This window comes from Berryella intestinalis (genome assembly GCF_000814825.1).
Taxonomy (GTDB): domain Bacteria; phylum Actinomycetota; class Coriobacteriia; order Coriobacteriales; family Eggerthellaceae; genus Berryella; species Berryella intestinalis.
This window is the reverse complement of sequence record NZ_CP009302.1, coordinates 1,590,858-1,609,694: the sequence shown is the minus strand read 5'-3', so window position 1 is coordinate 1,609,694 and position 18,837 is coordinate 1,590,858. Positions and strand designations below refer to the sequence as shown.

Annotated in this window: 16 protein-coding genes; 13 read left to right on the top strand and 3 right to left on the bottom strand. The window is 65.7% G+C overall.

Annotated features, from left to right (window positions below; translation table 11 throughout):
* The first annotated feature begins 120 nt into the window (after positions 1–120).
* From JI75_RS07070 to alaS, 12 genes are all read left to right on the top strand, one after another.
* A complete protein-coding gene (locus tag JI75_RS07070; RefSeq protein WP_039689839.1) occupies positions 121–996 on the top strand; it encodes a homocysteine S-methyltransferase family protein in 876 nt (291 codons plus the stop codon).
* A 7-nt stretch (positions 997–1,003) separates the two neighbouring features.
* Positions 1,004–1,279: a hypothetical protein gene (locus JI75_RS07065; RefSeq protein WP_420804800.1), complete on the top strand. Its 276-nt coding sequence runs from the start codon at positions 1,004–1,006 to the stop codon at positions 1,277–1,279.
* Positions 1,279–2,142, top strand: a complete 864-nt coding sequence (locus JI75_RS07060; RefSeq protein WP_052241663.1) for a mechanosensitive ion channel family protein — start codon at positions 1,279–1,281, stop codon at positions 2,140–2,142. Before JI75_RS07065 ends, JI75_RS07060 begins: the two co-directional genes overlap by 1 nt.
* Before the next feature lie 543 nt (positions 2,143–2,685).
* On the top strand, positions 2,686–4,368 hold the full coding sequence (locus tag JI75_RS07055) for an NEAT domain-containing protein (RefSeq protein WP_039689836.1): 1,683 nt from the start codon (positions 2,686–2,688) through the stop codon (positions 4,366–4,368).
* A 10-nt stretch (positions 4,369–4,378) separates the two neighbouring features.
* Positions 4,379–5,275 (top strand): heme-binding Shp domain-containing protein, encoded by an 897-nt coding sequence (locus tag JI75_RS07050; protein WP_039689834.1) that lies wholly within the window; start codon positions 4,379–4,381, stop codon positions 5,273–5,275.
* Positions 5,265–6,299, top strand: coding sequence for a heme ABC transporter substrate-binding protein IsdE (isdE, locus tag JI75_RS07045; protein ID WP_082019807.1), 1,035 nt, complete (start codon positions 5,265–5,267; stop codon positions 6,297–6,299). Before JI75_RS07050 ends, isdE begins: the two co-directional genes overlap by 11 nt.
* Before the next feature lie 2 nt (positions 6,300–6,301).
* A complete protein-coding gene (locus tag JI75_RS07040) occupies positions 6,302–7,297 on the top strand; it encodes a FecCD family ABC transporter permease (RefSeq protein ID WP_039689832.1) in 996 nt (331 codons plus the stop codon).
* Positions 7,287–8,093, top strand: a complete 807-nt coding sequence (locus JI75_RS07035) for an ABC transporter ATP-binding protein (RefSeq protein ID WP_039689830.1) — start codon at positions 7,287–7,289, stop codon at positions 8,091–8,093. The genes JI75_RS07040 and JI75_RS07035 overlap by 11 nt, the downstream gene beginning before the upstream one ends.
* A 117-nt stretch (positions 8,094–8,210) precedes the next feature.
* Complete coding sequence (locus JI75_RS07030; RefSeq protein WP_039689828.1) at positions 8,211–9,518, top strand: replication-associated recombination protein A; 1,308 nt, start codon at positions 8,211–8,213, stop codon at positions 9,516–9,518.
* A 96-nt stretch (positions 9,519–9,614) separates the two neighbouring features.
* Positions 9,615–10,268, top strand: a complete 654-nt coding sequence (locus JI75_RS07025; protein WP_039689827.1) for a hypothetical protein — start codon at positions 9,615–9,617, stop codon at positions 10,266–10,268.
* A gap of 12 nt (positions 10,269–10,280) precedes the next feature.
* A complete protein-coding gene (locus JI75_RS07020; protein ID WP_082019806.1) occupies positions 10,281–11,717 on the top strand; it encodes an AI-2E family transporter in 1,437 nt (478 codons plus the stop codon).
* A gap of 100 nt (positions 11,718–11,817) precedes the next feature.
* Complete coding sequence (gene alaS / locus JI75_RS07015) at positions 11,818–14,448, top strand: alanine--tRNA ligase (protein WP_039689825.1); 2,631 nt, start codon at positions 11,818–11,820, stop codon at positions 14,446–14,448.
* A 92-nt stretch (positions 14,449–14,540) separates the two neighbouring features.
* On the opposite strand, the gene JI75_RS07010 is transcribed toward alaS, so the two are convergent.
* The 3 genes from JI75_RS07010 to JI75_RS07000 all read right to left on the bottom strand — a co-directional run bounded on the left by JI75_RS07010 (position 14,541) and on the right by JI75_RS07000 (position 17,915).
* Positions 14,541–15,464, bottom strand: coding sequence for a LysR family transcriptional regulator (locus JI75_RS07010; RefSeq protein WP_039689823.1), 924 nt, complete (start codon positions 15,462–15,464; stop codon positions 14,541–14,543).
* Positions 15,465–15,704: 240 nt separating this feature from the next.
* On the bottom strand, positions 15,705–16,955 hold the full coding sequence (locus JI75_RS07005; RefSeq protein WP_039689821.1) for an SPFH domain-containing protein: 1,251 nt from the start codon (positions 16,953–16,955) through the stop codon (positions 15,705–15,707).
* Positions 16,956–17,054: 99 nt separating this feature from the next.
* Positions 17,055–17,915 (bottom strand): TPM domain-containing protein, encoded by an 861-nt coding sequence (locus JI75_RS07000; protein ID WP_052241662.1) that lies wholly within the window; start codon positions 17,913–17,915, stop codon positions 17,055–17,057.
* Between JI75_RS07000 and JI75_RS06995 the strand changes: the two genes are divergently transcribed.
* The gene (locus tag JI75_RS06995; protein ID WP_039689819.1) at positions 17,914–18,783 is read left to right on the top strand and encodes a hypothetical protein; all 870 of its coding nucleotides are present in this window, start codon (positions 17,914–17,916) and stop codon (positions 18,781–18,783) included. The two genes, JI75_RS07000 and JI75_RS06995, sit on opposite strands and share 2 nt — an antisense overlap.
* Positions 18,784–18,837: the final 54 nt, after the last annotated feature.

Here is an 18,837-nt window from a genome sequence, read left to right as displayed (position 1 = left end):
GACGATCGGAATACGGCGCCCGGGCGGTGTATTCCCGATGCAGTCGGGCGCCGTCCGAGGGGCGCTATCGTTTCGCCCGATGCGGCTGCGGTATCATAGTCGGCATCGAAAGGAACGCTCATGCCCGATATCTCGCTTCGCTTCAACCGCGATATGCTGGTTGTATCCTCCCCGGTGGAAAACGTGCTGGCCCGACAGGGCGTCGATATGCAGCGCGATCTTCTCTACCTGGCCCTCATGGAGCCCGAAGGGCTCGTCGACGCGCTGAGGCTCGATCTTTTGGCTGGGGCGCAGTGCCTGGTCGTGCCCACCGCATCCCTCACACCCGCCCGCCTGGCCCAGATATCGGCGGCCGACCAGGGAGCCCGCGTCGCCCGCGCCCTGTTCGACCTGGTACGGGAGCTGAATCCCCAGCATATCCTCGCGGAGGTCGGTCCGTGCGGTCTGCCGTTGGACGCGTCATCGAAGGCGTCGCTGAACGAGCATCGCGCGCAGTACGCCCGCGCGGCTTGCGATCTGGAACCGCTTGGGATCGATGCGGTGTTCCTGAACGGGTTTTCCCGCATAACGGAGCTTAAGTGCGCTCTTATGGGGTTCGCCCAGGTTATGGACACGCCGTTGTTCGCATCCGTCAACGTTGACGGCGAAGGGAACCTCGCCGCTTCGGACGAGCCGCTCGAAGGCGCGCTTTCCGCTATGGCCGACCTCGGGGCCGCGGTCGGCGGGTTCGCGACCGCCGCGCCGGCGGAGCGCGCGGCGGCGCTCACTCGCCGCGCCCGCGCCGCAACCGACCTTCCCCTGATGGCTCAGCTGTCGGTCGGCTCCCGAGACGGCCGCTCCGATGCGGCCTACGTGTCTCCCGACGCGATGGTGACCGCCGCGGCGCATCTGCATGCCGCCGGGGCCCAGTTCGTCCGTGCGTCGGGCGAGGCGACTCCGGCCTACACCGGTGCGCTGGTCGCCGCCGTCACCGGCCTGGACGTTCTCGATCGATAGGATGGTTATGGAGGATCGGATGCTTTCGTCGAATGCGATGCGCAGCGACGATTACGGGGCTTTGCAGACGGTGGTGAGCGCGCTGTTCTCCGACGCGCGGGTCGAATCGGTTCGCCGGCTTGACGTCGTGCTGGCGGCCGAGGCGAACGACCTTCCCTCCGACCTGCTGGAAGTGGTGAACCTGCTTCCTCCGGGAACCTACACGCGCCGGCGCCTGTGCGATCAGCTGAACTCGGCGATCGTCGGCCACGCATGGGGCCAAGTGTACGGGACGGTGCAGTAATGGCGCTGGTGAACGGAATCGACTCTTTGCTGAAGCACCTGGTTTCGGGCGAGGTCCCCTGGGCGGTATCGGTCGGGATCACCGCCATGCTCGAAATCGTCGCGACGGCCATCATCGTGCGGATCGTCTCGTACGCGCTGAGGAGCTTCCTGCGCCACGATTCGGTGCCCATCCCCTCGAGCTCTATCTTCGTGAACATCGCTCGCGTTTCGCTGTGGGCGATCTGCGTGTGCGTGGTTCTGGCATCGTGTTTGGGAATCGACGTGTCGGGCGCCATCGCCGCGCTGGGCGTCGGCGGCATCGCGCTCTCGCTGGGATTCAAGGACACCATCTCGAACGTCATCGGCGGCGTGCAGGTGTCGGTGATGGGGCTGGTGGCTCCGGGCGACCATATCCGCGTGGGTACCTCGCAGGGTGTGGTCGAGGACGTGACCTGGCGCCAAACGGTGGTGCGCAGCGCCGAGGGCCAGCAGATCTACATCCCCAACTCGATCATCAACACGGCTGCGCTCGAAAAGCTCCCTGCGGCCGGGCTCGTGAAGATCGGCGTGGTGGCGAACGGCCCCGCGTCTTGCCTGGACGAGTCCGCCCGCGCTATGGCGGATGCTGCGAGGCGGGCCGCCCGCGGCGTCGATGAGCTGCTGGGCGATCCCAAGGTCTCGTTTTCCGAAGTGGTCGAAGGCGGCGTGAAGGGATCGGTGCTGTTCGAGGTGGCGTCTCCCAACCGCGCGGCAGAGGCGCGCGACGCCGTGGTGCGCGCCATCGCACCGTTCGCGCGGCCCGTCGCAGGGGGTTCGGACGGAGATGCGGATTCGGGCGCCGATCGGCCCGACGCGGGGCGCGCCGGAGGGCAGGGGGTTTAAGCGGGAAGCTGTGCGAAGGGCCCTGGAAGGGCCGGGTGCGCAAGAAGTTCCGCACCTGCCCCAGGGTGAACCCACCTCGAAAGGTGGGTGCTCGCAGCTCGCTTCCTGGCTTTCGCATCAACGGATGCGAATCCCCATTTCACTCGCAATCTGGAGCTCCCTAAGAAAGGACATCGGTCCACCGCGTATCGTGGCTGGGTGCGGAACCACTTAGAACTTTAGAGCTCGAAAAGCGCAAAGTAAAGGGTTGACTTGACGTTCGTTTAGCGGTTGTAGGGCGCGGCGCGCATGCGCTGTGCGAACCGCCCCGTTTCCGCGCCGTCAAAGCGCGTTTTGCCCTTCGAGTAAGATGCAGCATACATTTTTTCTTATAGTCGGAGACTCCTCCTTTCCGATGCATTGCGAAAAAAGTAAACCGGTGTTAAAAATTAGGGGTTAAAGAAACCCAAGTCTAACTTTATTCGCCGCATCGATTCGATCTCGGCACCCTTCCCCAGAGGGTGCCGGTCCCGTGCGAGGGCGGGGCGCAAAGGAGGAACATCTATGTACATGACTGGGAAGAACTGGCTTTCATGCGGAGCCGCCGTGGCCCTGGCGGCGACGCTGGCGACCGCTCCCGTGCCGGCCGTCGCGTTCGCCGACGGGGCGAACGCGGTATCCGAGCAGGCTGCGAGCGTCGATTGGGCGAAGCTGGCGAACGGGACCTACACCGTTTCCGTGTCGGCCAAGCAGACCCCTGCGGCGACGTCTGATTCCGTGATGAACTCGGCGCTTACCAAGACGGCGAACCTGACGGTGAAAGACGGCACCTACCGACTGCAGCTGCAGATCGGAAGCGTGTTCGGCGGGTATCTCAGCGCGGTCGACCAGTTCGGCAGCTTCACCAAGGGCTCCGAGCCGACGGGCGGCACGCAGCGCGTGTGGACCAGCCCCGATTCCCAGAACGGGTCGGCAGCCGACTTCACCATCACCCTGAACGAGCAGACCAAGAGCACCGGTCTGGTGGCGCTTCGCTTCACCGCTCCCAAGATGGAGGGATACACGCCCAGCGCCGCTATCCAGATCGACACCTCGTCGGTGAAGGTGGTCAAGCTCGACCAGCCCGCGCCCCCCGTCAACCCCGGCGGCGGATCCGAGGGCGGCAACCCCGGCGGCGGGACGAACCCCGGCGATCCTTCCGACAAGCCCTCCGAGAACCCTTCGGATCCCGCGAAGGTGCCCGGAGATAAGACCGCTGCAGTCAAGTTCGTCAGCCCGACCTCGGGCAAGGACGTGACCGCTCACATGGCGGGGATGGTGGGTACCACGGCAGGGTACACCGCCAAGGCCGACGGGACGTTCGATGTGTTCCTGGTGATCGCGAAGAAGTCCGCCGATATGTTCGCCGGCGCGACTTACGGCGATGACGGGAAGGCCGCCGAGGTATCCGAGGCCGCGGACGGCTCCAAGATCTACAAGTTCAACGTCGCGTCCGTTACGAGCCCCTTCCGCGTGAAGTGGAAGGTGACCGCCGGCCCGCATTCCGAGGTGGCCACCGACGTGGTGCTGGACGTGCAGGAGGCGCCCAAGCCCGATCCCGAGCCCTCGCCCAAGCCCGACCCGGATCCGACTCCGGGCCCTGTCGTGCCCGGTCCCGACCCGGCTCCCAAGTCCGACCCGGCTCCGGCCGAGCAGCCCAAGCAGGCCCAGGGCATGCAGGTCGGGCATTCGTACCGGATCCCCATCAACTTCACCAAAACGGGAACCGGCACTGCGTCCATGGCCGGCCAGTACTTCGGCGATAACGCGGTCGTCATCCCGCGGGCCGACGGGACGCTGGAGGTGCGCTTCTCCACGAACCGTCCCGACTACATCACGAGCCTCACCTACGGCGGTGTCGCCGCATCCGTGGTGAGCGAGAGCGCGGGCAGCCGCGAGTACAGCATCGTCGTTCCCCGGTCCGACAAAGACACCACGGTCAACCTGTCGATGACCATCAGCGCCATGAACAACATGACGGTGAGCGCCGACATGCACCTGTACCTCAGCGATGCGAAGGATCTGGGCGAGGGATCGAACTTCCATGCCACGTCGAACAAGACCGGCACCGTCCCCAGCAATTCCGCCGTGACCGGCGCGCCCCAGACCGGTGATGCGAACGCGCCTGCCGCAGCTGGTGCGGTGACGCTGGCCTCGGCTCTGGCCGCTGCCGGCGCCGCTGTGCTCACCCGCCGCCGCGCCAGGTAGGGATGCGTCGATGAAGGCTTGTGCGACTTTCGCGGACCGCGCGCGCATCGTTGCGGGGCTGTTCGCGCTCTGCTGCATGCTGGCAGCCTGCCTGGTGGTTCCGGGCGGCGTCGAGTCGGCTTATGCCGAGGTGTCGGCGGTCTACACCGCCACGGTGAACCCCTCGTACTCCAATCCCGATACGGGGGCGATCGAGGATGCCGGCGGTTCCGCCCAGTCGGTGCTGGGCACCTCGATGGTCCAGAGCATAACCGGCCAGCAGGCCTACGTCGAAAAGGACGTGGACGGGGCCGTGTTCGTCACGCTTCGCATGGCACAGGCCGCCGAGGTGGGCGCCGTCTCGATCGCGTCGGATGCCGACCATGACGGCGCGTTCGACGAGGCTCAGTCCGCCCAGGTGATGAAAAACGACGCCGCCGAAAACAAGGTGGACGTGCGCGCCCGGATCGCCCATGAGCAGGCCACGCTGCGCGTGAACATGTACGTGAACGCGATGGGCCGCGAAGTGGTGTACTTCGTCACCCTTTCCGATCTGCGGGAGGGCAATGCCGCCGGGTTCGTCGAGACGGTCGTGCCGGGCGAGGGGAGCGCTCCTGCGCCCTCTGCGGAAGCCGGTGCTTCCGAGCCTGCCGCCGATCGTGCAGAGGGCCAGCAGGCCGCCGTCGCCGAAGGGGCCGCCGCGTCGGGCGTGAAGGAGTACACGGGAGACGGCGCCGCGGTCAGCGGTTCTGCTCAAAACGATGCGGGCTCGCTGAACTACCCGGCCATCGTCGGGGGGATCGTCTTGGTGGCGGTCCTCGGCGGCGTTGCGGCGTACGTCGCGGTCGTGAGGCCCCGCCGTGCGGCCCAGGCGTCGGCCGCCGCAGCGGCGGCGGAAAGCGCCGGGGACTCGAGCCGTGACGTATAAGCTAGCGGAATGCGCACGCGGCGCGAAGCGGCGCATAGGGCTTGCGGCTCTCGGCGCGCTCGCCGCCTGCGCACTGCTCGCGGGATGCGTCAACCAGCATCCCGATCGGCCCTCGTCCGGTGAGGGCGACGGGTCGCCGCGGCTGGTTTCCACATCGGCCGCCGTCGTCTCGATCGCCGAGAAGCTCGACCTCGACCTGGTGGGCGTGCCCAAAACGTCGTCGGAGCTTCCCGAGCGCTATGCGGATGCGACGGTCGTGGGGCCTCCCATGGCGCCCGACCTCGAGGTCCTCGCGAAGCTCCATCCCGACTTCGTCATATCGCCCGTATCGCTGGAAAACGACCTGCGGCCCAAGTACGTCTCGATCGGCAAGCCTTCCATCTTCGTCGACCTGAACAGCGTGGAGGGGCTCTACGACTCCATCGCGTATCTGGGAGGCAGGTTCGATCGCGCAGAAGAGGCCCAGCGCCTCCTCGATGAGCGCGATCGGTTCATGGAGGGCTACCTGGCCAGCATCGAGGGCAAGCCCCGCCCGCGCGTGCTCATCCTCATGGGCCTTCCGGGGTCGTATCTGGCGGCCACCCCCCGCAGCTATGCGGGGAGCCTGGTGGCGCTTGCCGGGGCGGACAACGTGTACGCGGACGCCGAGGACGCGTTCGTGAACGCGAACACCGAGGATATGCTGGCGCGCGATCCCGACATAATCCTGAGGACCTCCCATGCGCTTCCCGACGAGGTTCTGAAGATGTTCTCCGACGAGTTCTCGACCAACGACGTGTGGAAGCATTTCAGGGCGGTGCGGGAGGGAAGGGTGTTCGACCTTTCCAACGACCGTTTCGGAATGAGCGCGACGTTTCGCTACCCCGATGCGCTGAGGGATCTGCGCTCGATCCTCTACGAGGATTCCAGCGGATCGGACGGGTCCTCGGCGTCTGTTTTCAAGGCCGATGCATCCGATTTGCCCGAGGCGGGGTCGGATGCGGACGGGGCTCCGAGCGCCCCTTCTGATTCGATAGGCGGGTAGGTATGATCGGTACGGTACGCAAGATCGTCGCGTTTGCGGTGCTGCTCGTCGCGCTTGCGGCGCTGTTCGCCGTCGCGGTGAACACGGGCACGCTGAAGGTCGGCCCGACGCAGCTGCTCCACGGGCTGTTCGTCGAATACGACGACAGCGTCGCCACCGTTTTCGACCTGCGCTTCCCGCGCATCTTCATAGCGATGGCGGGCGGGGCGGCGCTTGCGGCGTCGGGCGCGCTGCTGCAGGCCGTCATCAGGAACCCTTTGGCCGATCCGGGCATCATCGGCATCAGCTCGGGGGCCGGCTTCGCCGCCGTGGCCGTCACGCTGTTCGCCCCCGCGCTGTTCTACTTCACGCCGCTTATCGCGTGCGCGGGTGGATTCGCGGCGTTTGCGCTGGTGTACGCCCTGTCATGGCGGGGAGGGTCGCTGTCTCCCTTGCGCATCGTGTTGGTGGGCATCGCGGTGAGCGCGATGTTCTCGGGGCTGTCGGCGGCGGCGAGCACCGGTTCGGGAGGGGCACTGTCGGGCGCGGCGGCCCTGGTCGACGCGAACATCACTATGAAAACCTGGGGCGATCTGCGCGTGCTGCTCGCGTATGCGGCCCCCCTGCTGGTTGCGGCGCTTGTCGTGTGGAAGCGCTGCGACCTGCTGCTCCTCGAGGACAAGACCGCCCGCTCCCTGGGCGTCGACGTTGCGGGGAGCCGCCTGGGGATCTCGGCGATCGCGGTCGTGCTGGCCTCCATCGCAACGGCCGTCATCGGCCCCATCAGCTTCCTCGGGCTGATCGTGCCGCATTGCGCGCGCCTGCTGGTGGGCTCCGGGCATAAGTGGCTGGTGCCCTATTCCATGCTGCTGGGCGCCTTCGCGCTCCTTCTGGCCGATACCATTGGGCGAAGCGTGGCGGCTCCCTATGAGATCGGCGCCGCCGTCGTGATGTCGGTGATCGGCGGGCCCGCGTTCATCGTCTTGCTGAGAAAGGCTGGGAGCGCGTATGGCGAATAGTGTGTTCACCATCACCGACCTGGGGTTCTCGTACGGGAGCACGCGCGTGTTCGACGGTTTGAGCCTTACGGTGCCCGAAGGCGCGGTCACCACGCTGATCGGGGCGAACGGATCGGGCAAGACGACGCTGTTCAACCTGATGAGCAAGGGGCTGAAACCCTCGTCGGGCACGGTGTTCCTCCGTCGCGGGAACGTGGCCGACCTGCGCTTGCGCGATTACGCCAAGCTGGTGGCCATCGTCCACCAGAACAACACCGCTCCGTTCGACCTGACGGTCGAGCGGTTGGTCGGATACGGCCGTTTCCCCCATCGGGGACGCAGCCGGCTTCTCGGCGCATCGGGCGGGGAGGGCCGGCGCGCTTCGGGGGAGGAAGACGAGCGGATGGTCGACTGGGCGATCGGGGTGTGCGGCCTGTCCGAGGTTCGCTCGCGGACCGTCGCGTCGCTTTCGGGGGGGCAGCGCCAGCGGGTCTGGATCGCGATGGCGCTCGCCCAGGGCTCCAAGGTGCTTTTGCTCGACGAGCCCACGACGTACCTGGATGTGAGGTTCCAGCTGGATATCCTGCGCTTGGTGCGGCGGTTGAACGAGGAGTTCGGCATGACCGTCATCATGGTTTTGCACGACATCAACCAGGCCCTGCGCTACAGCGACCACCTGATCGCGCTTTCCCAGGGGAGGGTCGTCGGCCAGGGCGCGCCCGAAGACGTGGTGACGCCGCAGCTCATCGAAGAGGTGTACGGGGTGAGCCTCGACATCGCCCATGTCGGGGGCAAGCCCTTCGTGCTGGCCGTCTGACGGCTGCGGGGCGCCAGGCCCGGTTTTCGCCCGGTGCGTCCGATGCGCCGGGCGCATGCGCTTCCACAGCGGAGGCTCGTCGCCCAAAACACGAACATATGTGCTATAATCAAGCGCATGGATACTTTGTTCACAGAGCTTGAGAACCAGGCTAAGGAAAAGGTCGCGCCGCTTGCGGTGCGCATGCGCCCGCGCTCCCTCGACGAGATGGTGGGTCAGACCGAGGCATGCGGGGAGGGCAGCTGGCTGCGCACGGTCATCGAGCGCGACCGCCTGAGCTCCATCATCCTGTTCGGTCCGGCCGGGACGGGCAAGACCTCGCTTGCCCGCGTCATCGCGCAGAGCACCGCCGCGGCGTTCGTGGAGGTGTCCGCCATCGGCGGCACCGTGTCCGACCTGCGCAGAGAGATCGCCGAGGCCGAAAAGAGGCTGGGGCTCACCGGCCAGCGCACCATTCTGTTCGTCGACGAGATCCACCGCTTCAACCGCGCTCAGCAAGATTCGCTGCTCCATGCGGTCGAAAGCGGCGTGGTCGTTTTGATCGGCGCCACTACCGAGAACCCGTATTTCGAAGTGAACAGCGCTCTGCTGTCCCGATCGCGCGTAATCGAGCTCAAAGGGCTCGACGATACCGACATCTCCGCCCTGCTCGACCGCGCCTTGGCCGACGAGCGCGGGCTGCAAGGGCGCTACAGCCTCAGCGACGAGGCGCGCGATGCGCTGGTGATGCTGGCGGGAGGGGACGGCCGCGCGGCGCTCACCACGCTCGACCTGGCTTCGGGCATGGTGGAAGCCGGCCTCGCCGATGCTCCGGCCGAGATCGGCGTCTCCGCGGTTACTTCGGCGGTGCCCCACCGCAGCGTCCCTTACGACAAGAACAAGGACATGCACTACGACATCGTATCCGCGTTCATCAAGTCGATGCGGGGAAGCGACCCCGACGCCGCTCTGTACTGGCTCGCCCGCATGGTAGACGGCGGGGAGGACCCGAAGTTCATCGCCCGGCGCATGATGATCGCCGCGTCCGAGGACGTGGGCAACGCCGATCCCCAGGCGCTGCTGGTTGCAGCGGCCGCGTTCAAGGCGGCCGAGGTCATCGGGTACCCCGAATGCCGTATCAACCTCGCGCAGGCGGCCACGTACCTGGCGCTCGCCCCCAAGAGCAACGCATGCGAGGCGGGCATCGACGCGGCGCTGTCCGAGGTGCGCCACGGTCCGGTGCGCGACGTCCCCGACCATCTGCGCGATCGGCACCGCCCCGGATCCGAGGACTACGCGGACTACCTCTATCCCCACAACTACCCGGGCGGATGGGTGGATCAGCGCTATCTTCCCGAAGGTCTCGAACGCGGGGCGTTCTACCGCCCCTCCGAGCGCGGATGGGAGGGGTACCGCATCGACGGCACCCAGCGCGACCGCGCGTAGCGGGCCTATGAACGGCGCATGAACCGAGGGGCAATCAGCCGTTTTCTCAGGGGCGGGATGATATAGTGAGGTGTTACCGTTTTCAGGAGGCTTCCTATGGATGCAACTACCGTGCTCAGCGTGGCGCTGCCCGCCGTATTCGTCGTGGTCGGCATCGCCCTCGTCGTTTTGCTGATCGAGCTGTACCGCACGGTGAAGTCCCTGCGTGCGACGGTCGATGACGTGAAGAAGCAGATCGAGCCCACGCTCGAGCACGTCGAGTACATCACGCGCACGCTGCAGCCCGCTATCGACAAGGTCGATCCGCTGGTCGATCGCGTTTCGCTCACACTCGACGCCGCCAATCTCGAGCTCATGCGCGTCGACCAGATACTCGAGGACGTCACGACCATTTCCGACACGGCGTCCAACGCGGTGGCGGCGGTCGATTCGGTCACCAACGCCCCGATCAATGCGGTGAAGAGCGTTTCCGACAAGGTTCGCTCGGTCCTCCAGCCGAAGATCGTCAGCGACGAGACCGCCCGTCTCGGCCGGCAGCGCGCGGCGGCCGCCCAGGCGCTCGAGCAGCTGAAAAGCGAAGAGCAGAAATCGGGGTTGCGCGCATCGGTTCCGTGCGACGATCCCGCGGTCGAATCCGCCGTCGAGCGCTCCGAGGCCGACGCCGGCGCAACGGCTCCGTCGCCCAGCTCGCCGTCGAGCTCGGATGGTTACTTCCACTACGGGTCCTCTTCGCCCGAGAAGACGGCCTAGGGACGAGCCCCCATGCCCAGTCCCGTTGCCGACAAAGCGAAGCGCCTGCTGGACGCCTTGCCCTTGAAGGGCCAGGCGAACGACGAGGCCGCCCGCGAGGCGGCTCGCGAGAGCCTGCGCGCCGTCAAGGCGCAGCGCAGGTTCTTCACCGTGTGGGCCTGGGTGGGCGCCATCATCCTCGTCGTCGCGGCGGTCAACGCCGTGGTCGTGGTGTCCATTCCCGTCGGCATCATCCTGTGGACGGTCGTGTTCGTGTTCCTTTTGCGCACCCCCGTCGCCTTCCTCGAGAAGCGGGGCGTTCCGCGCCTGATCGGGACCATCATCGCCTACCTTCTGCTCATCGCGGGGCTGGGCGTCATCTCGTTCGTGGTCTTCTCTCCGCAGATCGGCATCAGCAACCAGTTCGCCGACCTGGTGGCCAACATCCCCGATTACTTCAGGTCGCTTAACAACCTGTTCAACGACCTGTATGCGCGCTACTCCAATTTTTTGCAGAACGACCAGGTGAAGCGCACGGTCAATGGGATCGCGTCGTCGCTCATCAACTGGACGTCCTCGCTTGCGGGGTCCAGCGCGGGGACCATCGTCGCGGCGGGCACCTCGATCGCCAACATCTTCATCACCGTCGGCTTCTCGCTGGTCATCGCGTTCTGGATGCTGGTCGACCTCCCGAACCTGGGAGCGGAGGTGCGCCGAGTGTTCGGCCCCAAGTACTCCGACGACCTGAAGATGCTCCACGGCAGCGCGACGCGGGTCATGGGCGGCTACATCGTGGGAACCGCCGTCCAGTGCGCCATAATCGGCGGGTGCTGCGGGGTTCTGTTCACCGTGCTGGGCATCCAGAGCCCGGCCGCGCTCGGGGTCATCACCGGCCTGCTCAACATCATCCCCATCGTCGGACCGTGGCTGGGCGGGCTTATCGCCGCCCTCATGAGCCTGTTCACAAGTCCCGTTACCGCGCTTGTCGCGCTGTTCGGGACGATCGTCATCCAGCAGCTGGTCTACACGTTCGTGTCGCCGCGCATCATGAGCAACGCGGTCGACATCCATCCCGCGCTCACCTTCCTGGCCCTGCTCGCCGGCTCCGCTATCGGCAGCACCACGGCGGGCCTCATGGGAGCTTTGGTCGGCGCCCTCCTGTCGATCCCCGTAGTCGCCCTCGCGAAGTCCGTTTTCGTGTACTATTTCGAGCGGAACACGGGGCGGCGCATCGTGTCCGAGGAGGGCGTCTTCTTCAAGGGCGCGCCGGTTTCCGAAGACGGGTTCGATCCCCTTTCCGATGCGACGGGCGAGGAGGTGGCCCAGGCCGAGCGCGTTGCCGAGGCGCTGAGGCAGCCCGAGGAAAGCCCGCCGATCCTGTCCGAGGAATCCCAGGTGGCGAAGGTTTCCATCGAGATGGACGAGGCGGGGTGCCTCGATCGGTCCCAGGACCGCCGCGAAGGCGTTTAGCGAAGCTGCGACGGCGGCCCTCGCCGGTTCGGGCTTTCGGAGCGAGTAAGGTAAGGCCATGCGAGAGCATGGGTACAGGCGATAGATAGGTAGTTGTTTCGTGAAATACATGACCACGGCGGAGATCCGCGAAAAGTATCTGCAGTTCTTCGAGGCGAAGGGATGCAAGCGCATGCCCTCGTCCTCGCTCATCCCCGACGATCCCTCGCTGCTTCTGACCAGCGCGGGCATGGTCCAGTTCAAGCCCTACTTCCTCCATGTGAAGGAGCTCGACCCCCAGTACACGGGGACCACGACGGTTCAGAAGTGCGTGCGCACCAACGACATCGACATCATCGGCACCACCGGGCGCCACCTCAGCTTCTTCGAGATGCTGGGCAACTTCTCGTTCGGCGCGTACTTCAAGAAGGAGATGTGCGCCTGGGCCTACGAGTTCTCCACCGAGGTTCTCGAGCTTCCCAAAGAGCGCCTGTACTTCACGGTGTACCTCGACGACGACGAGACCATCGAGATCTGGAAGAGCCTGGGAGTGCCCGAGGACCATATCACCCGCCTAGGCGAGGACGACAACTTCTGGCGCGCCGGCCCCACCGGCCCGTGCGGCCCGTGCTCCGAGATCTACTTCGACCAGGGCCCCGATTTCGAGGGCGAGAAGCCGGGTGACGACGGGGACCGCTTCCTCGAGTACTGGAACTGCGTGTTCACCCAGTTCGACGGGCAGGAAGACGGAACGCTCGCGCCCCTTCCCACCAAGAACATCGATACGGGCATGGGCCTCGAGCGCATGGCCGCCATCATGCAGGGCGTCCAGTCGAACTACGAGACCGACGTCATGCGCGACCTCATCAGCGTGGGCGAGCGCCTCAGCGGCAAGGTGTACAAGCAAGACGCCGCGTCCGACCTGTCGCTGCGCATCATCGCCGACCACAGCCGAAGCGTCTCGTTCATGATCGCCGACGGCATCCTGCCGTCCAACGAGGGCCGCGGCTACGTGCTGCGCCGCCTGCTGCGCCGTGCGGTCCTGCATGGGCACAAGCTGGGCATCGAGGGCCCGTTCCTCGGCGCGTGCTTCGAAGAGATCATCAAGCTCATGGGGCATGTGTACCCGGAGGTCATCGACAACCGCGAGCTGGTGGAGCGCGTCATCCTCTCGGAGGAGGAGCGCTTCGGCGCCACGCTTCGCCAGGGCCAGGCCTATCTGGCCGACGCGCTGGCCGATATGGCCCCCGGTTCGGTCCTCGACGGGAAGGCCGCCTTCACCCTGCATGACACCTACGGGTTCCCCGTCGAGCTCACCGAGGAGATCTGCGCGGAAAGCGGCATCTCCATCGATCGGGCCGGCTTCGAGGCGAACATGGAGCAGCAGCGCAACCGCGCCCGCGCGGCCAACACGAAGGACGCGGAGGCCGCCTGGAGCACGTTCGGCGGGGTGTACGCCGACCTGCTGAAGCAAAACGGTCCCACGGAGTTCGTCGGCTACGGGGCGCTTGAATCCGCCGCCAAGGTGGTCGCCCTGGTCAAAGACGGGGCGCTTGCCGCATCGCTTTCCGAGGGAGACGAGGGAGACGTCGTGCTCGACGTCACGCCGTTCTACGCCGAGATGGGCGGCGAGGTGGGCGATACCGGCGTCATTTCCTGCGAGGGCGCGCGCGTCGAGGTGCTGGATACCCGGGCGCCCGAGAAGGGCCTGGTCTGCCACAAGGTGAAGGTCGCATCGGGCGAGATCGCAGCGGGTGCGCAGGTAACCGCCTCGGTTGACGGGCTGCGCCGCGCGCGCATCACGCGCAACCACACCGCCACCCATCTGCTGCATGCGGCGCTGCGCGAGGTGCTGGGCGATCACGTGAACCAGGCGGGCAGCTATGTGGGCCCCGACCGCCTGCGCTTCGACTTCACCCATTTCTCGGCGGTTTCCCCCGACGAGATCAAGCGCATCGAAGCGCGGACGAACGAGATCGTCATGCAGGCAATCCCCACCACCATCTACGAGACCTCGCTCGACGAGGCGCGCGCTTCGGGCGTGACGGGCCTGTTCGGCGAGAAATACGGCGAGGTCGTCCGCGTCGTCGAGGCGGGAGCGTTCTCGCGCGAGCTGTGCGGTGGCTGCCATGTGGGCAATACGTCGGAGATCGGCCTGGTCAAGATCGTGGGCGAATCGAGCGTCGGGGCGAACGTGCGTCGAATCGAGGCGGTCACCAGCTTCGCGGCCCTCGAGTACCTCAATTCCTGCGAGGAGCAGCTGAAGGCGGTTGCCGACCAGCTGAAGGCCCAGCCCTTCGAAGCGGCCGAGCGCGTCGCCGTCAGCCTGAAGGCGCTCAAGGAGCTGCAGGCCGAGGCGAAGCGCTCCAAGCAAAGCGCTGCCGCAGACGGCGTGGCGGGCCTGCTGGAGCAGGTGCGCGAGACCGCTGCGGGCTACCCGGTGGTCGTCGGGATCGTGGAGGGGGCCGACTCGTCTTCGATGCGCAACGCGTGGGACATCCTGCGTTCGCGCATGGAGCGCCCCGGCGCCGTGGTGCTTGCGGGCGAAAGCGGGGGCAAACCCGTGCTCCTCGCCGCGGGAACCGACGAGGCGGTTGCGGCCGGCTTCGATGCGGGCGCTATCATCAAGGCGATCTCTTCTGCTATCAAGGGAGGCGGCGGCGGCAAGGCCTCGATGGCCCAAGCCGGCGGCAAGGACGCGTCGGGCCTTGACGAGGCCCTGAGCCAGGCCCGCGCGATGCTGGGGCTGTAGTTCCCCGAATCGCCGGAACGCTAAGAGCGCATAGGGAAGGGGGAGCCGCATCGTGCGGCTCCCCCTTCCTCGTTTCTCTTTCGTTCGCGCGCTTAGTCGAACGACTGGACGGAGGGATGCTCGTCGATCACGCGGTGGAGCTCTTCGATGTAGCGCAGGAGGAGCTGGCCGGGGCGGCGTTCGTTGTGCATGATGTAGCCGACGGTCATCTTCTGGTCCACGTCCAGCGGGATGGCCACGATGCCCTCGTGCATCTCGGGCGACAGCACGCCGGTCGACACGGTGTAGCCGTTGAAGCTGGTAAGCAGGTTGGTGAGGGTCCCGCGATCCGAATAGCGGATATTGCGGTCGTGGGGGAGGTAGCCGAACGGCTCTTCCGAGTAGTAGAACGAGTTGGCCGTCCCCTGCTCGAACGAGTAGCGCGGATACGCGTCCAGGTCGCCCAGGCTGAGGATCTTGCGGTCGGCCAACGGGTGCTTCTCGCTTACGAATACGTGCACCTTCGCCTTGAACAGCGGCGTGAACGCCACTTCGGCGTCTTTGAAGGCCTTCTGAAGGACGCGCGAGTTGAAGTCGTCCATGTACAGGACGCCCACGTCGCTCCTGAAGGTGCGGACGTCGTCGATGATCTCGCCCGTCGCGCACTCGCGCAGCACGAAGTCGTACTTCTCGCTCTCGCAGCCTTCGGCGACGTTGATGAAGGCCTGGAGCGAGAAATGGTAGTGCTGGGTGGAGACGGCGAGGCGCACCTGGCTCTCGCGCCCGTGCGCATAGCGCGTCTCCAGCATGTCGGCCTGCTCGATCACCTGGCGGGCGTATCCGAGGAGCTCGGTGCCGTCGTTGGTGAGATGCACGCCGCGGTTGGAGCGGGTGAAGATGGTGATGCCCAGTTCGCGCTCGAGCTCCTTGACCGCCGTCGAGAGGTTCGACTGGCTGATGTAGAGGTTCTGAGCGGCGGCGTTGATGGAGCCGTGTTCCGATATGGCGATCAGATAGCGGAGTTGTTGGAGCGTCATGTGCCGTGTTCCCTTCGTTCGATACGCGTTCATTCTAATACAAGATCGGTTATCGAAAAAAGCGAATACTGATTCAGATCCTTTCCGTTGAAAACGGACGACCCCCGACGCCGCCTACGTGCGGTGTCGGGGGTCTGCTGAGCGCGATAACCCGCGATGCATCGGGGGATTCCGACGCTTTTGGCCGGTCGGGCTTTCCGCTGGTTGAAGGCAGCGGAAAAGCGTTTTCACAGAGGTGCGCTAGGGGCGCGGGGTGCCGCAGTTGCTGCAGAACTTGCCCGCGTTCTGGGTTCCGCACTCGGGGCAGAACCAGTTGGCCGCCTCGGGCTTCTTCGTCCCGCAGTTGCTGCAGAACTTGCCGGTGTTCGAGGTTTGGCAGCTCGGGCACGCCCACGAACCGGCCGCGCCTGCGGCGACGGCCGCTCCGACGGCGCCCTGGGGGCCGTCCGCGCCCGTCGGAGCAGCGGAGGCCTGCCGTTGCGCGTTCATCTCGAACAGCTGGTTGGCGCTGACGCCGCCTGCCTGCTGGGCCATGCCGAATCCCATGAAGCCCGCAAGCGCCCCGTTCTCGTTCGCGGCGGCGGCGCGCATGGCGTCGCCCTGGGCGGCGGTAAGCGAACCGGCCGCCATGCCGGGATCGCGCAGCGCGCCGGCCTTCTGCATCTCCTTGATGAGCTCGGCGTCTTCCTCGGACACGTTCACCGAATTCAGCGCGACCTTCTCGAGCGTCAATCCGCGGGCCTCGCCCCATGCCTGGCTCAGCTCGCCGCGCAGGGCATCGGTCAGCTCGGTCACATGGCCGGGCAGCTCGCTGTAGCGGATGCCCATCGCGGAGATGCGCGCGAGGGCGGGCTGGAGCGCCGTCAGCATCTCGCTGCGCAGCTGGCCTTCGATATCGGCGCAGGTGAACTTCTCGGCGACGTTTCCGGCGATGTTGGTGTAGAAGCGCACCGGGTCGGTGATGCGGAACGAGTACACGCCGTTCGTGCGGATAGCCAGGTCGATGTCGAGCCCGACGTTCTTGTCGACCACGCGGAAGGGGATGGGGGAGGTGGTGCCGAACTTGTTCCCGATGATCTCTTTGATGTTGATGTAGTAGACGCGCTGGTCTTTTCCGGGGTCCCCGCCGAATTTGAAGCGCTGGCCGATCTGCTTGAAGGTGTTCACGATGCCCTCGCCCAGGTCGCCGTAGAACAGGCTGGGCTCGGTGGAGTTCTCGTAGGTGTACTCGCCGGGCTCGGCGCAGAACTCCGCGATCTTGCCCGACTCGACGATGATCATGCACTGGCCCTCGTTCACGGCGATCTTCGAGCCGTTCGAGATGACGTTGTCCTCGGCCTTGGTGTTCGAGCTGCGCCCGCGGCTGGACGTCTGCTTCCTGCCTTTGATGATCAGGGTGTCTGCGGCCATTTCATCGCAGTTGAAGAATTCCAGCCAGGTGTCGGCCAGCACACCGCCGCCCGCTCCGACTGCTGCTTTGATAAGTCCCATGGTCGCTCCTTCGTTCGTGCCGCTTCATGCGCTGCGGCTGCGCTTCGAGCCTGTGCTCGGATGATATATCGGATCGTGTGCGAAACGCGATGCCGTTGACTAGAATTTGCCTCCCGACGACCCGCCGAACCCGTCGCTGAAGATGGTGGACCCGCCCCCGGAAGAGTCGTCATCGTCGGGCAGGGGGACGACGGACATGGTGGAGGTGACGAACCAGTCGTTTTGGGAGGTGAGCTTGAAGCTTCCCCGTTCGACGTAATCGGCGGCCTCGGTTTTGAGCCGGGCGGTCTTCATCTTGCGGTACTCCATCGCGCTCAGCCCCCCGGCGGCCACACCTGCGATGACGAGGGCCATCCCGACTTGCAGCAGCAGGTCGAACAGCTTGTCCTGGGCGCTGTCACTCGATTTCGAGTCGAAGGCCGACCCCGTTTCCGCCCGGTATTCCAGCAGGTAGGTGGCGCGGTGGTAGAACGCCGAGCCGGCGTTGTCCCACTGGTTGTCCTTGAGGCTGGGAACGATCCGCTCTTCGAGGGATTTCACCCCGTAATCGGTGAAGGCCTTGATGCCGTCCCCGTAGGTGATGGTCACGTAGTCGCGCGAATCGACCGCCACGAGGAACAGCACGCCGCTTTTCCCCTCGCCGATGCCGAGGTTGCGGCTCTTGTAGTACTCGGTGGCGTACTCGCGCGCCTGCTGCGAGCCGATATTCGACACGACCAGCAGGTAGACGCCCATATGGTAGCGCTCGGCAAGGAAGTCTCCCTGCCGTTCGAGCTGCTGTTTCGCATCGGAGCTGAGGGCCCCGTACTCGTCGAGGACGAACGTCCCCTGGTCGGATTGGTTCTCGTTGTTCGCGAACGCGTCGCTTGCCGCCCAGGCCGTGCCGCACAGGGAGAACGGGGTCAGGGCGAAAAGGCAGATGCACAGGGAAAGCGCTGCCAGCTTTTTCAGCAATCTCATGGGTACCTCGCCTTCCTACAGCGGCGCGAATCGAAGCACGGCGAACGCGACGGCGGCGATCGGGACGAACGCCGCCAAGAACCGCACCGCCAGCCTCTTCCAGCTGATGGGCAGATCGCCGATCAGCTTCCCGGTCTGCCCGTTCGTTCATGGCGAACAGGAAGTCCTGTCCGTTCCACCTGGTATGCAGCATCCAGACGGGCAGAAGGGCGTAGCGGATGTCGTTCCATTCCACCGACGAGCTGCAGCCGTCCAAGCTGACGGTGTCGTAGCCCTCCACCGTGTGGGACAGCGCGTCCTGCGCGCTCTGCCCCATGCGCTCTTCGGCCCGGGCCTTGCATTCCTCGGCGTTCTGATCGTATCGGTCGGCCAGGAAGCCCGGCAGGTACCCGAGGGAAAACGGGACCATCTCGGAATAGTCGTAGGGCTCGATCGAGTCCATATGCGCGTCGGGCATGCGGGTCGATCCGTCCACGGGGACGCGCGCGAAGTCGATGGATCCTTTGCGCTCGGCGGCGTAATGGTCGGTCTTGGTGTAGAGGTTCTCGCTGTCGCTCCAGGTCATAACCTGGGTCATCGAGAAATTGGCATCTGCGTTGGCCGTGGTCGAATACAGCCAGAACGGGACGTAGACCCCTTGGATCTCGTTGAGGTGGTTTTCGTCCGAGAAGCTTTTGGGGAGCAGCTTCTTATCGCGGTAGTACTCCTTCAGCGCCGCGATGGCGTCCTCTTTCGTCTTCTTGAAGGGGATGAGGTAGTCGGGGCGCAGCGCGTCTGCCAGCTGGCCGGGCACGATGGTCTCGTTTCCGCAGTACGGGCACTGCTTGATGGCGGTGACCTGATCGACCATCAGCTGGGCCCCGCATGACGAGCAGTTGTAGGCCCGCATGCTCTCGGCGTCCTTGTCGTCCCACCGGGATCG